The sequence below is a fragment of the Campylobacter sp. IFREMER_LSEM_CL2101 genome, from assembly GCF_025771825.1.
Lineage (GTDB): Bacteria > Campylobacterota > Campylobacteria > Campylobacterales > Campylobacteraceae > Campylobacter_D > Campylobacter_D lari_C.
The window spans coordinates 1-11,796 of the sequence record NZ_JAKMQZ010000012.1 but is presented as its reverse complement, the minus strand read 5'-3'; the positions used below and the strand labels follow the sequence as shown (position 1 = coordinate 11,796).

Sequence of the window (11,796 nt, the reverse complement as noted above, 5' to 3'; positions counted from 1 at the left end):
ATCAAATAAATTGAAGGTGTAAAAAATGAAAAAAGTTGTTTTTATGTTTTGTTTGGCTTTGGGTTTTAGTGCATGTGCGCTAGATCAAAGAGGTGTGAATCCAAATCAAACTCAAGCTGCTCAAGCTGCAAGTTCTGATGTTGTGGTTCAAAAAGTAGATAAAGATGATGTGCGTAATATCATTAGAGAAGAAAAAATGCTTGCAAATGATACAAGCACAGACAATGATCTAACTTTTACAGCGGTGGGTGAGGGTATTGCTCCTTTAAATACAGTTTCTGTTGGTCAAGCTTTGGCTTTGGCTAAAAGAGCAGCAATCACTGATGCTTATAGACAATTAGCTAGTAAGTTATATGGTGTAAGAGTTAATGGTAAAGATACAGTAAAAGATGCAATGCTTAAAAGTTCAACTATCACAGCGCAGGTAAATGGTTTGATTAAAAATGCAAGTGTGGTTGATCAAGATTTTAAAGATGGTCTTTATAGAGTAAATGTAGAACTTAAAATCGATGCTGACAAGTGGAAAGAATTGTTTGCTTATTAATCCTTATAATTTTTAATGCCACTGCCCAAGATGAATTTATATTTTGGGCAGAACTCTCTAATAAAAATTTTATCCTTTATCATCAAAATGAAACTATTTCTATAGCTATGACTAAAAGCAAAAAAAAGAATTTAGAATATGCTTGTGAGTTGGTATATACACCAAGTGATTTAAAATCTTTAATACGCAATGATTTTGGTATGGTAGATGAAGAGCAAATGACAAAGTTAGATAAATTTAACTTTTTAAATGCTCATAAAAATGATTTAATTGATTGCTTTTTTAATTCAAAAATAGATGTAAAAGATTTTGTAAAAAGTGAACAAGCAAGCGCACAAAGTGAAACTTATGTGAGAATTTTGCCTTTAAGATTTATAGTTGAATTTCACGATAATAGCGCCTTTGTATATTATCTTAAATAAATACAAAGCTAGCTTTTATAAAAATCAAGTTAAAATACTTAAAAAAATATTAAGAGTATAAAATGCAAAAAAGTATCCCTCGTTATTTATTATTTAAATATTTGCGTTTTGATAAAGATCAACCCTTTATCATGCTTTCAAAAATTTTAGCCTTTTTAGGTGTAAGCATAGGGCTTTGCGTGCTTTTAGTTGCAATGGCTATTATGAATGGTTTTGATAAAGAATTTGAGAGAAAACTTTTTACGATGAATTATCCTATCACTATATTACCGCGTTTTGGAGCGAGTGTGGATGAGAAATTATTGCAAGAATTAAGAGTTAAATTTCCAAATTTATTATTTAGTCCTTATATTGCTACTCAAGTTATAGCAAGAAATGATTTAAAATTAGAAGGTGGTATGCTTTTTGGGGTTAATTTTGAAGATGAAAAAAAAATTAATGAAGTCATAGCACAAGCTTTAGAAAATAAAAAATTAGACAATTTTGATATTTTAATCGGCAAGGGTTTAAAGGATGAATTTGGGCTTGATTATAATGAAAAAATTACTTTAATTTTTTCAAATCTAAATGCAAGCGGGCTTTCGCTTATCCCACAGGTTAAAAGATTTGATGTTAAGGCTGATTTTTCTTCAGGATTATTGGCCTATGATAAAGCTTATATGTATACAGATGCTAAAGCCTTAGCTAAAATTTTATCATATCCTCAAGGAAGTTATGATGGAGTACATGTGTATTCAAATAAACCTTTTGAGGATATTAAGCAAATTGAAGCTTTTTTGGGTGCAAGGTATGCTAGCATAGGTTGGTGGGAACAAAATGGGAATTTCTTTGCAGCGCTTGCTTTAGAAAAAAGAGCTTTGTTTATAGTATTAATGTTGATTATTTTAGTTGCAAGTTTAAATATAGTAAGTTCTTTATTAATGATAGTGATGAATAGGCGCAGTGAAATAGCTTTATTGCTTTCCTTAGGAGCTAGTAAATTAGAGATTAAAAAAACCTTTTTTTCTTTAGGTTTTTTAATAGGTGGAAGCGGCATTATAGCAGGTGTGATTCTTGCAGCTATTGCTTTGTGGGTGCTTGGAAATTTTGACATTATCTCTTTGCCAAGTGATGTTTATGGTATGAGTAAATTGCCATTAGAACTTTCTTTAGTTGATTTTTGCACTACACTTTTTGGCGCTATTGTGATTGTAAGTTTATCTTCTTATTATCCTGCCAAAAAAGCAACTCAAGTAGATATTTTAGATACTTTAAGAAACGAATAAATTGTAAAAATTTATTCGTTTAAGAATTTTTGAATTTCATTAAAAAAGCTTTCATAGCTAATATCTTTTATGGTTTTAATAAATTTTCCATTTTCATCAATCAGATAAAATTCGCCACTATGTGCTATAGAATATCCCATAGCAGAATCTTTAAGATTGATTTTTTCATATACCACGCCATAATTTTTAGTAACTTTTTCTAATTCTTTTTCATCTTTGGCAACTAAAGCAGTAGAATTTGGATAAAAATATTTTACCCATTGACTAGTTTGAGTTAGATTGCTATCTCTTGCTGGATCTAGTGAGATAAATATCACATGAGCTTTTTCTTTATTTGGCATTTTTTCTAAAACATTAGCAATCAATGCAAGCTCACTAGGGCAAACATCGGGACAATATGTATAGCCAAAATATACAATTAATTTTTTACCGATAAAATCTTTTAAACTAAGCATGCCTTTTTCGGAATTTAAGTGAAAATTGTATTTGTTATTTTCAAAATACTGCACAGATATAAAAAACACCCCAAAAATTACCACAATTAATAAAAAAATATTTATTTTTTTCATATTTTACCTTTTTACATCAAAGTCAAAATAAAAATCTAGCGGAGTTTCATCATCAAAAAGTTCTATTCTAAAACGCATCACATCTAGTGTGCAAGAACTTAAAACTAATTTAGCATGATAAGTGTTGTTGATTTTTTTAAATTGTGGAACAATATCTCCCATATACATATTAAGCCCATAAACTCTAGCATTAAGTTTTTTAAACTCACCTAAATTGGTAATGTTTAAATCAAGCTCGTTTAATGCGGCTATAGGCTTTGGATTTAAATTTACTAATACCTTTTTATCTTTAAAATTATACTCACACTCTTGGGTATTTAGATCGCATGCTAAAGGCGTTAGAGTGGTGATTAACTCTCTTTTTTTTCCGGTATTTGATGAATTAGTATAAAAATAAGCCCCGCATATAGCAAAGACTATAGTTAGGGCAAAGACAAGTAGATTTTTCATTATTTTTTAATGCTTCTTGACTTGATATCTTTTAGTTTGATTGTGCTATTATCATCAAAATAAAGTGTTAAATTAGCTTTGGTTTGAGGTGTGATATTTTCTTTAAGATTTAAAACCATAATATGCATGCCACCTGGTTTAAGTTCAGCGCTTGAATTAGCTTTTATAGTAATTTGAGGGATTTGTACCATCATTTTTTTACCATTTTCCATGATATGATCGTGAATTTCAGTTGTATCACTTAATGAGCTTTGGGCTTTGATGAGTTTTATGTCTTGATTAGAATTATTTTTAAGTTCTAAAAAAAAGGCTGTGGTTTTAGAATTTGGTGGAGTTTGTCTTACATAGGGATCATTTACAGTGATGTTGTTAGCTAAGGTAAAAGTGCTTAAAAGAGCTAAGCTGAGTATTTTTTTCATTATTTTCCTTTATATTTTTAGTCAATTATAAACATTATACACGGAAAAAATTAAAAATATATTTATTGTAAAAATATTATAATTAGCTCTTTGTTGTTTTAAATTTTAGTAGAAAGGTATAAATTGTTTAAAATTATATTAGCATTGTTTAGTTTAGCTGTATTTGCAAATGCAAGTGAACTTGCAAAAATTTATTTAAATCAAGGTATTAATGCAGTTGAAAAGGTATTAGAACAAGAATTAAGCAAGAAAGATTTTTGGCTTGATGAGATAAAAGATAAAAATGTTAGCCTTGGTTACTATGAAGAAAATGTAGCAATCGTTTTAACTAATAAAAGTGATAAAATCATTAGGGTTTATCATTATAATAATGGCAAAGTAGAAAAGAAATTTATCCAAAAAGATGTTTTAACTGGTTTGGCTGGAGATAAAGAAGTGGAAGGGGATTTAAAAACCCCTATAGGTTTTTATGAGCTTGGAAAGAAATTTTATCCTGGTGATCCATATTATGGACCATTTGCTTTTGCAACAACTTATCCAAATGTTTTAGATAAAACTTTAGGTAAAACAGGTGGTGGAATTTGGATTCATGGTTATCCTTTAGATGGAACGCGTTTAGACACTTATAAAACTAGAGGTTGTATTGCTGTACAAAATGATTTATTAGAAGATTTTAATAAATTAGTAGCCGATAGAAAAGCTTATGCAATGACAGAGGAGAAAAATAAGGTAAGAGCAAATCATGAAGAAATAGCTGTTTTATTAGCAAATTTATTTGCTTGGAAGGATAGTTGGCAAAAAAGCGATATTAATAAATATTTATCTTTTTATGATAAAAATATATTTAAACATAAAAATAAATTTTCATATGAGCAGTTTGCAAAAAATAAAGAAAGAATTTTTGCTAAAAAAGAAGAAAAAACTATTAAATTTTCAGATCTTAGCATAAGTCCTTATCCAAATGAAAAAAATGAAAAGATTTTTAGAATAGGATTTTATGAAGATTATCGCAGTACTAATTATAAATTTAAAGGAGAAAAAGTTCTTTATGTTAAGCTGGTTGAAGACAAAATGCAAATTTTAGCTGAACAATAATGGCTTATATAAAAATTAATCGCTTAGCTTATGAGCATAATCTTGATTTAATAGCCTCTAAGGCTGGGGGTTATGAAAAAGTAATTTGTGTTTTTAAAGATAATGCTTATGGGCATGGAGCTAAGCTTTTAGCTCCTATAGCTAGAGCAAAAGGTATAAATTTTATAGCAGTAAAAAATGAAGCTGAAGCAAAAGAGCTTGAAAATATTTTTGATAATATCTTAATTTTATCTCATCATCCACATGGTAATGAAAGTGAAAAATTTATTTATGCTTTAAATGATAAAAATGATATAAAAAAACTCAAAAAAAATACCAAAATTCATTTAGTTATAGATACAAATATGCATAGGAATGGAATTTTGCCTGAAGAAATTCAAGAAGTGATGCAAGAGCTAAAAAGCAATAATTTGATACTTCATGGAGTGATGATGCATTTTGCAGGAAGCGATGAAGTAGATGCAAGTTATTTTGTGCAAAAACAAAAATTTCAATATGCTAAAAAAATAATTTATGGTTTATTACAAGAAGAGGCTAAAAACTTAGTATTTCACTCTCATAATTCTGAAGCCTTATTTAGAGCAAATACTTTAGAAGATGATGAGTATTGTAGAGTAGGGCTTGTGCAATTTGGTTATGCGCATTTTAATAAAGACTTGCGTAAGGTTTTGAGTTTATGGGCTGAAAAATTAAGCCAAAGAGTATTAAAAAAAGGTCAAAGTGTTGGTTATGGTGGAATGTATAGTGCAAAAGAAGATATTGAAATAGCAACTTATGATTTGGGTTATGCTGATGGGCTTTTGCGCTATGATGGAAAAAAAGAATTTTTTCTTCCTAATGGCAAAAAAATACTTGGAAAAATGTCTATGGATAGCTTTTCTTGTGAGGATGATAGTGAGGTGATTTGTGTTATGAATGATGCGAATGTTATGGCTAATTTTTTCAATACTATTAATTATGAAATTTTAGTCAAACTTTCCCCTAATTTAAAAAGAATTGTAATTTAAGATAAAAAATACTAATATATCTAAGGAGAGATAAATTATGGCGTTTTTGAACTGGGCTATTTTAATTTTATTTTTATTTATAGTGTTTTTACTAATTAATCGCTATGAAAGGAAAATAAAGATTTTATATAAAAATATAGAAATCTTAAAAAATGAGTGTAAAAAAAATAGTGAAAACATAGAACAAAATAGAATTTTAATAGAAAAAAATAGATCGAATATTGAAAGTATAAAAAATCAAGATTAGTTTTTAATCTTGAAGTGATTTTGCTATTAATTCTAAAGGGTGTAAGAATTGTGTGGAGATTTTTTCATACTCTAATGCGTTTGAAATTTGCATTCTACAAGCTGAGCATTCTGCACTAATGATTTCTACATCACTTTTTTGTATGTTTTGAGCTTTTTTTGTGCCAACTTGCAAAGCTTTTTCATAATGATCTGTTTGCATACTTACTCCACCAAAGCCACAGCACTCATTTGACTTGATAAGTTCTTTAAAAGCATAATTTTGTTTTAGCAGGGCTCTTGGTTCTTTAAAAACCCCTTGCATTTTTCTTGCATGGCAAGGATCATGATATGCAATTTTTGTATTTATTTTTTTCTTTGTTTTTAAAAGTTCTTCTAAATTAGTGTATTCGTAAAAATATTTTGTTGCAAGTAGTATTTTACTAGAAATATTTTTAGCTCTTATTGCCCATTCTTCATTTTTTTGCATATGGAAAAAATGTTCATAGTCTATATTAATCATCGCAGAGCAGGTCGCTTCTGGGATAATGATATAGTCTAGTGTTTTTAATTTTTCCTCAAAATAAATGATATTTTTTTTAGCTAATTTTTCTACACTGCTAAAATCTCCGGTAAAATAATGAGGAGCGCCACAGCAAGATTGATCTTTTAATAAATCCACATTGATTTTAAGATGCTTACAAATTTCAAGCAAAGCAAAACCTGTATTAGTGTAAGAATAATTAGATAAACACCCTATAAAAAGTCCTATGGTTTTTTCACCTTGATTGTTTATAAAATCAGGATTAGAGGCTAAAAAACTTTTCTTGGCTAAAGAAGGAAGCAAACGATCTTTTTTGATTAAAGGTAGGCTAAATTTGGCTTTCATTCCCAAATTTTTATGTTGCAAGCTAAAGGCACAACTTTGAAAAACATAGCCAAATCTTGCTAAAATATCTAAAATCTTTCTGTGTCTTAAAAAAAAGAAAGCAAGTTTTTTATACCATGCTATACCAAATTTTTGAGCTATATCAAAGCGTACTTTTTCAATAGCACTATCTACTCTTAAATGACTTGGGCAAACTTCAACGCAATTTGTACATAAAAAACATGATTCAAAAGTTTTTTTAAGATTTTTATCAAGTTCTAGTTCTTGGTTTTTATAAGCACTAATTAAATCCAAAAAACCACGAGGGGAAGTACTCTCATCGCGGTTTATTTCATGTATAGTACAAACTGGTATGCATTTGCCACATTTTACGCAAGCATTAGAAATTTCATTAACATTTAGCATATTAAACCGTTTTAGAAAATACTTTTTTATCTTCACTAATGCGTTTTAAATATTTATCAAAACACATAGCAATATTACGTATTAAAAGCACCCCTGTTTCATTAACCTTGATATGGTTTTTATCTATAGTAACAAATTCGCTAAGCCCCTCAAGTTCTTTTAAATCTTGTTGAAAATATTCAAAAAAATCAATCTTAAATTTATTTTCTATATTTTTTATATTAAGGGCAAAATTACTCATAAGTTCCATAATAACAGCTTTTCTTAGTTCATCATCATCATCAAGCATAATACCTTTTTCACAAGGTAATCTACCCTCATCAATAGCTTTTTCATAACTTGGCATGTCTTTGAAATTTTGCATATAATGTCTTTGTCCTTCACCTATACTTGTTAAGCCAATGCCAATTAAATCAGTTCCACCTTTTGTAGTGTAACCTTGGAAATTTCTATGTAAGCTACCATTTTCCAAAGCTTTAAAAAGTTCATCTTGTGGTTTTGCAAAATGATCCATTCCTATCATTTTATAGCCATTTTGAGTTAAAAATTTTTCACAGTATTCTAAAATTTGAAGTTTTACATCAGGACTTGGCAATGTGCTTTCATCAAATTTTCTCATATTTTTTTTAAGCCAAGGCACATGCGCATAATTAAAAATAGCAAAACGATCAGGATTGATTAGTAATGCTTTTTCTAAAGTTTGTTTAAAACTTTCTAGGCTTTGATAAGGAAGGCCATAGATTAAGTCCATATTTACTGAGTTAATTCCCTTTTTTCTTACCATATCTACTGCGTTTTTGGTTAATTCAAAAGGTTGAATTCTATGAATTTCCTTTTGAACCTTTTCATCAAAATCTTGCACACCAAAACTAATACGATTAAAACCATTTTGGATTAAAACATCAGCTTGTTCTTCATTTAAAAATCTAGGATCAATCTCACAGCTTACTTCACTATCTTGAGTAAAATTTGGAAAAATGCTTTTAATTTTTAAAATCAAACTTTGCAATTGTTTAGCGCAAAAGAAAGTAGGGGTGCCACCACCAAAATGCATTTGAGCTACTTCTCTTTGAGTATTAATGATATTTGCTAAAAGATCAAGCTCTTTAAAAAGATAGTTTAAATATCTTTCTTTGCTTTCTTCTTTAGCAGTATATATTACATTACAACCACAAAAATAGCAAGCGCTTCTACAAAAAGGCAAGTGAAAATACAAAGATAATTGTGCTTTTTGTTCTTTTAAAATTTGTATATAATCTTCATATTTAAACTGAGTGTTAAACTCCACTGCGGTAGGATAAGATGTATATCTTGGGCCTGCTTTAGAGTATTTAACAAAGCTTTTATAGTCTTTCATTTGGCTTTACCTTTTGCATCATTTCTTTCATATCAATAAATAAATTAGGATGTTTTATATGAATATTGCTGATTAATTGATCTAAATCAATATTTACTTCTTTTATACCTTTAGCAACTTGATGTTTAATTTCATCCATAGCAACTGTCCAAACATCATTAAAGTCAATAGGAATTTGTTGATAAATAGCCTTTTCTAATTTAAGCTCAAAATTATCTTTTTGCATTTCCTTGGCATTTTGCAAAAACTCGATTAAGGTTTTTACAGAAAACATAGTCTTAACATCATCATTTTCATCTACTATAAACCATGGTTCAGGTGCTAACTCATGACCATTTTTTAGACTTAATTTTTTTTCTTTTTCATTAATATGGGTGAGATGAAATATGGTTTGATTATGTTTTTCTATGCCTAAATGGCTTGATAATTCGTTGATAATATCTTGGGAACTTTTTTTACTTAGACTATTCAATCTTACTCCTTGTTTAATAATTTTGCAATTTCTTTTGCATGATAAGTTATAATAAGCTTAGCTCCTGCTCTTTTAAATGCAAGCATAGTTTCAAGCACTATTTTTTCATAGTCAATTACACCTGCTTTTTGACCTGCTTTTAATAAAGCGTATTCTCCACTTACATTATATACACAAAGTGGAAGCTTAGAGTGATTTGCTATATCTTTAACTACATCTAAATACGCAAGCGCTGGTTTAACCATCAAAATATCAGCACCTTGTTTTTCATCTTCTAAGCTTTCACACAAGGCTTCTTTACCATTAGCAAAATCCATTTGATAGGTTTTTCTATCTCCATAGCTTGGAGCAGAATCAGCCACATCTCTAAAAGGCCCATAATAAGCTGAAGCAAATTTAGTAGAATAAGCCATAATAGGTAAATTTTCAAAACCATTTTCATCTAAGGTTTTTCTTAAAGTTTCAATAATACCATCCATCATACCGCTTGGTGCTATCATGTCAGCGCCATTTTTGGCATGAATTAGAGCTTGTTTAGCTGAAATTTCTAAAGTTAAATCATTATCCACGCTTTTGCTTTTTGGATCAATAATGCCACAATGACCATGATCGGTATATTCACAAAAACAAAGATCAGTAATCACTACTAAATTAGGAAATTTTGCCTTAATAGCTCTTAGACTTGTAGCAATCAAACCATCATCGCTCAATGCATCGCTGCCACAGCTATCTTTTTTAGAACTTTCCAATACTCCAAATAAAATAATCGCTTTAATACCAAGATTAACTAACTCTTCGCATTCTTTTAAAATTTCATCCAAGCTCATTTGAAACACACCTGGCATAGATGTAATTTCATTTTTAATATTAGCGCCATTGACAACAAAAAGTGGGTAGATTAAATCATCCAAATTTAAGGTATTTTCTTTTACTAGGCTTCTAATGTTTTCATTAAGTCTTAATCTTCTAAAGCGTTTAAACATAAATTTCCTTTTTGTTTGTTAAAATTGCTTAAATTCTAGCATATTTTTTATAAAAAGGTAAAGTAAAATAATGACTATTCAAATTTCTGAAATAGCAAAACTTCCCACTCGTTTTGGAGAATTTAATATACAAAGTTTTAAAGAAAATGACAAAGAACACCTTTGCATTTTTAAAGGAAAATTAGATAAAGAAGTTAATATTAGAATCCATTCAGAATGTTTAACGGGTGATGTTTTGGGAAGTTTAAAGTGTGATTGTGGAGAACAACTTGACTTTTCATTAAAATATATCCAAGAGCATGGTGGTATGGTAATTTATCTAAGACAAGAAGGAAGAGGTATAGGGCTTTTTAATAAAATTAACGCTTATGCTTTGCAAGATAAGGGTTTTAATACCATAGAGGCAAATCATCAATTAGGTTTTAAAGCAGATGAGCGTAGTTATGAAATAGTAGATTTTATACTTAAGCATTATAAGATTTCTAAGATTAATCTTTTAACTAATAATCCTGAAAAACTAAATTCATTAAAAGAAAAAATTAATTTAAGAGTACCTATTTTGATAAAGGCAAATCGTTTTAACAAAGATTACTTAGAAATCAAATACACGCAAATGGGACATTTAAATTGAAAAAATATGAAGAGCAATTAAATTTTTTAAAAGATTTTGCAAATAAAGATGATTTTTTTAAAAACATCACGCTCTATAAAGAGTTATTAGAAAAATTTAACGCCGTGCATAATCTAACTCATCTTGAAAATATAGATGATAATATTATTGATAGTATAAAAATTTTAGACTACTGTGATTTGACTGATAAAAAAAAGATTATCGATATTGGAAGTGGGGCTGGTTTTCCTGCATTATTTTTAGCTTGTATTTTGCAAGATAGTGAATTTTTTCTTTTTGAGCCTAGTGCTAAAAAAGCTTCATTTTTAAGGGTGGTTAAAACCGAACTTAATTTGATAAATGTAAGTATTATAAAAGAAAAATTACAAAACTATCCACCTTTTAAAGTAGATTTAATCACTTCAAGAGCTTTGATGGATGTAAAACCTTTGATTGAAATTTCAAATGGTTTTTATGATGAAAAAACTTCATTTTTGCTTTATAAAGGTAGTGAGGTTTATGATGAACTACAAGGATTGAAAGATTATAAAATTTTTAATCAAGGCTTTAGGAATTATTGTCTTTTAAGAGTAAAGGAAAAAATATGTTAATTTTTGGACATCCTTTGATAAATATGCAAAAATTTAGTCATTATGAAAATATTTTTATTAAAACAAATGTAAATTGTTTTGATTATAATGAGCAAAATATAAAAAGCGCAAAAGAGGAAAAAATAGATTTTGCTATATATGCTAAAAATGAAGAAGAAATTTTACTTTCAAATGCATTAGGTGCTAAATATATTTTAATAGAAGATGAGAATTTGGCAAAAATTGCTTCAAAAATGGCTGAGTTTTATATGTTTGATTCTAAAATTTTATTTTTGCTTGATACTTTTAAAAACAATCTAAAAAAAGCTTATGAGTTAAGTGTTGATGGAGTTTGTCTAAAATCTTATATTGGATAAAGTTAAACCCTTAATGGGTTTAACTTTTTTTAGAATTTTTTCTTCCTAGCATCTTCTAAGATATCATTAGCTATTTGGTTTACATTGTCTGCAACCACCGCACTATCTTTTGCTATT

At 28.6% G+C, this 11,796-nt stretch carries 16 protein-coding genes; 9 read left to right on the top strand and 7 right to left on the bottom strand.

What is annotated here, in order from left to right:
- The first annotated feature begins 25 nt into the window (after positions 1 to 25).
- From L8V88_RS07095 to L8V88_RS07085, 3 genes are all read left to right on the top strand, one after another.
- Positions 26 to 544, top strand: coding sequence for an LPP20 family lipoprotein (locus tag L8V88_RS07095; RefSeq protein ID WP_263675521.1), 519 nt, complete (start codon positions 26 to 28; stop codon positions 542 to 544).
- Positions 520 to 966, top strand: a complete 447-nt coding sequence (locus L8V88_RS07090; RefSeq protein WP_263723921.1) for a hypothetical protein — start codon at positions 520 to 522, stop codon at positions 964 to 966. The genes L8V88_RS07095 and L8V88_RS07090 overlap by 25 nt, the downstream gene beginning before the upstream one ends.
- Positions 967 to 1,028: 62 nt before the next feature.
- The gene (locus L8V88_RS07085) at positions 1,029 to 2,231 is read left to right on the top strand and encodes an ABC transporter permease (protein WP_263727366.1); all 1,203 of its coding nucleotides are present in this window, start codon (positions 1,029 to 1,031) and stop codon (positions 2,229 to 2,231) included.
- An 11-nt stretch (positions 2,232 to 2,242) separates the two neighbouring features.
- Here the strand turns inward: L8V88_RS07085 and L8V88_RS07080 are convergent, their stop codons facing one another.
- From L8V88_RS07080 to L8V88_RS07070, 3 genes are read right to left on the bottom strand one after another with little or no spacing between them, the layout of a single operon-like run.
- Positions 2,243 to 2,800 carry an SCO family protein gene (locus tag L8V88_RS07080; RefSeq protein WP_263727365.1) on the bottom strand — a complete coding sequence of 186 codons (558 nt, stop codon included), beginning with the start codon at positions 2,798 to 2,800 and terminating at the stop codon, positions 2,243 to 2,245.
- Positions 2,801 to 2,803: 3 nt separating this feature from the next.
- A complete protein-coding gene (locus tag L8V88_RS07075; RefSeq protein WP_263727364.1) occupies positions 2,804 to 3,250 on the bottom strand; it encodes a hypothetical protein in 447 nt (148 codons plus the stop codon).
- Positions 3,250 to 3,669 carry a copper chaperone PCu(A)C gene (locus L8V88_RS07070; RefSeq protein ID WP_263677113.1) on the bottom strand — a complete coding sequence of 140 codons (420 nt, stop codon included), beginning with the start codon at positions 3,667 to 3,669 and terminating at the stop codon, positions 3,250 to 3,252. The genes L8V88_RS07075 and L8V88_RS07070 overlap by 1 nt, the downstream gene beginning before the upstream one ends.
- 102 nt (positions 3,670 to 3,771) lie before the next feature.
- Here L8V88_RS07070 and L8V88_RS07065 point away from each other — a divergent pair, with 102 nt between their 5' ends.
- From L8V88_RS07065 to L8V88_RS07055, 3 genes are read left to right on the top strand one after another with little or no spacing between them, the layout of a single operon-like run.
- A complete protein-coding gene (locus L8V88_RS07065) occupies positions 3,772 to 4,764 on the top strand; it encodes a L,D-transpeptidase family protein (protein WP_263723956.1) in 993 nt (330 codons plus the stop codon).
- Positions 4,764 to 5,771 carry an alanine racemase gene (locus tag L8V88_RS07060; protein ID WP_263727363.1) on the top strand — a complete coding sequence of 336 codons (1,008 nt, stop codon included), beginning with the start codon at positions 4,764 to 4,766 and terminating at the stop codon, positions 5,769 to 5,771. Before L8V88_RS07065 ends, L8V88_RS07060 begins: the two co-directional genes overlap by 1 nt.
- A gap of 37 nt (positions 5,772 to 5,808) precedes the next feature.
- Positions 5,809 to 6,018, top strand: coding sequence for a hypothetical protein (locus L8V88_RS07055; protein WP_263675514.1), 210 nt, complete (start codon positions 5,809 to 5,811; stop codon positions 6,016 to 6,018).
- 3 nt (positions 6,019 to 6,021) lie between these two features.
- Here L8V88_RS07055 and L8V88_RS07050 read toward each other — a convergent pair whose 3' ends face one another.
- The 4 genes from L8V88_RS07050 to hemB are packed head-to-tail and all read right to left on the bottom strand — an operon-like array spanning position 6,022 to position 10,102.
- Positions 6,022 to 7,290: a (Fe-S)-binding protein gene (locus L8V88_RS07050; protein ID WP_263727362.1), complete on the bottom strand. Its 1,269-nt coding sequence runs from the start codon at positions 7,288 to 7,290 to the stop codon at positions 6,022 to 6,024.
- Position 7,291: 1 nt separating this feature from the next.
- Positions 7,292 to 8,647, bottom strand: a complete 1,356-nt coding sequence (gene hemN / locus L8V88_RS07045; protein WP_263727361.1) for an oxygen-independent coproporphyrinogen III oxidase — start codon at positions 8,645 to 8,647, stop codon at positions 7,292 to 7,294.
- A complete protein-coding gene (locus tag L8V88_RS07040; RefSeq protein ID WP_263675511.1) occupies positions 8,634 to 9,119 on the bottom strand; it encodes a DUF2603 domain-containing protein in 486 nt (161 codons plus the stop codon). The genes hemN and L8V88_RS07040 overlap by 14 nt, the downstream gene beginning before the upstream one ends.
- A gap of 2 nt (positions 9,120 to 9,121) precedes the next feature.
- Positions 9,122 to 10,102, bottom strand: coding sequence for a porphobilinogen synthase (gene hemB, locus L8V88_RS07035; protein ID WP_263727360.1), 981 nt, complete (start codon positions 10,100 to 10,102; stop codon positions 9,122 to 9,124).
- 70 nt (positions 10,103 to 10,172) lie between these two features.
- Here hemB and ribA point away from each other — a divergent pair, with 70 nt between their 5' ends.
- From ribA to L8V88_RS07020, 3 genes are read left to right on the top strand one after another with little or no spacing between them, the layout of a single operon-like run.
- A complete protein-coding gene (ribA, locus tag L8V88_RS07030) occupies positions 10,173 to 10,733 on the top strand; it encodes a GTP cyclohydrolase II (RefSeq protein WP_263677104.1) in 561 nt (186 codons plus the stop codon).
- Positions 10,730 to 11,323: a 16S rRNA (guanine(527)-N(7))-methyltransferase RsmG gene (rsmG, locus tag L8V88_RS07025; protein WP_263727359.1), complete on the top strand. Its 594-nt coding sequence runs from the start codon at positions 10,730 to 10,732 to the stop codon at positions 11,321 to 11,323. Before ribA ends, rsmG begins: the two co-directional genes overlap by 4 nt.
- Positions 11,317 to 11,679, top strand: a complete 363-nt coding sequence (locus L8V88_RS07020; protein ID WP_263675507.1) for a hypothetical protein — start codon at positions 11,317 to 11,319, stop codon at positions 11,677 to 11,679. Before rsmG ends, L8V88_RS07020 begins: the two co-directional genes overlap by 7 nt.
- Positions 11,680 to 11,796 lie beyond the last annotated feature (117 nt).

Excerpts from the sequence above, each read along its gene's own strand:
- L8V88_RS07095 (WP_263675521.1), top strand. The coding sequence starts at position 26 with ATGAAAAAAGTTGTTTTTATGTTTTGTTTGGCTTTGGGTTTTAGTGCA.
- L8V88_RS07085 (WP_263727366.1), top strand. The coding sequence starts at position 1,029 with ATGCAAAAAAGTATCCCTCGTTATTTATTATTTAAATATTTGCGTTTT.
- L8V88_RS07080 (WP_263727365.1), bottom strand. The coding sequence starts at position 2,800 with ATGAAAAAAATAAATATTTTTTTATTAATTGTGGTAATTTTTGGGGTG.
- L8V88_RS07075 (WP_263727364.1), bottom strand. The coding sequence starts at position 3,250 with ATGAAAAATCTACTTGTCTTTGCCCTAACTATAGTCTTTGCTATATGC.
- L8V88_RS07070 (WP_263677113.1), bottom strand. The coding sequence starts at position 3,669 with ATGAAAAAAATACTCAGCTTAGCTCTTTTAAGCACTTTTACCTTAGCT.
- L8V88_RS07060 (WP_263727363.1), top strand. The coding sequence starts at position 4,764 with ATGGCTTATATAAAAATTAATCGCTTAGCTTATGAGCATAATCTTGAT.
- L8V88_RS07055 (WP_263675514.1), top strand. The coding sequence starts at position 5,809 with ATGGCGTTTTTGAACTGGGCTATTTTAATTTTATTTTTATTTATAGTG.
- L8V88_RS07050 (WP_263727362.1), bottom strand. The coding sequence starts at position 7,290 with ATGCTAAATGTTAATGAAATTTCTAATGCTTGCGTAAAATGTGGCAAA.
- hemN (WP_263727361.1), bottom strand. The coding sequence starts at position 8,647 with ATGAAAGACTATAAAAGCTTTGTTAAATACTCTAAAGCAGGCCCAAGA.
- hemB (WP_263727360.1), bottom strand. The coding sequence starts at position 10,102 with ATGTTTAAACGCTTTAGAAGATTAAGACTTAATGAAAACATTAGAAGC.
- ribA (WP_263677104.1), top strand. The coding sequence starts at position 10,173 with ATGACTATTCAAATTTCTGAAATAGCAAAACTTCCCACTCGTTTTGGA.
- L8V88_RS07020 (WP_263675507.1), top strand. The coding sequence starts at position 11,317 with ATGTTAATTTTTGGACATCCTTTGATAAATATGCAAAAATTTAGTCAT.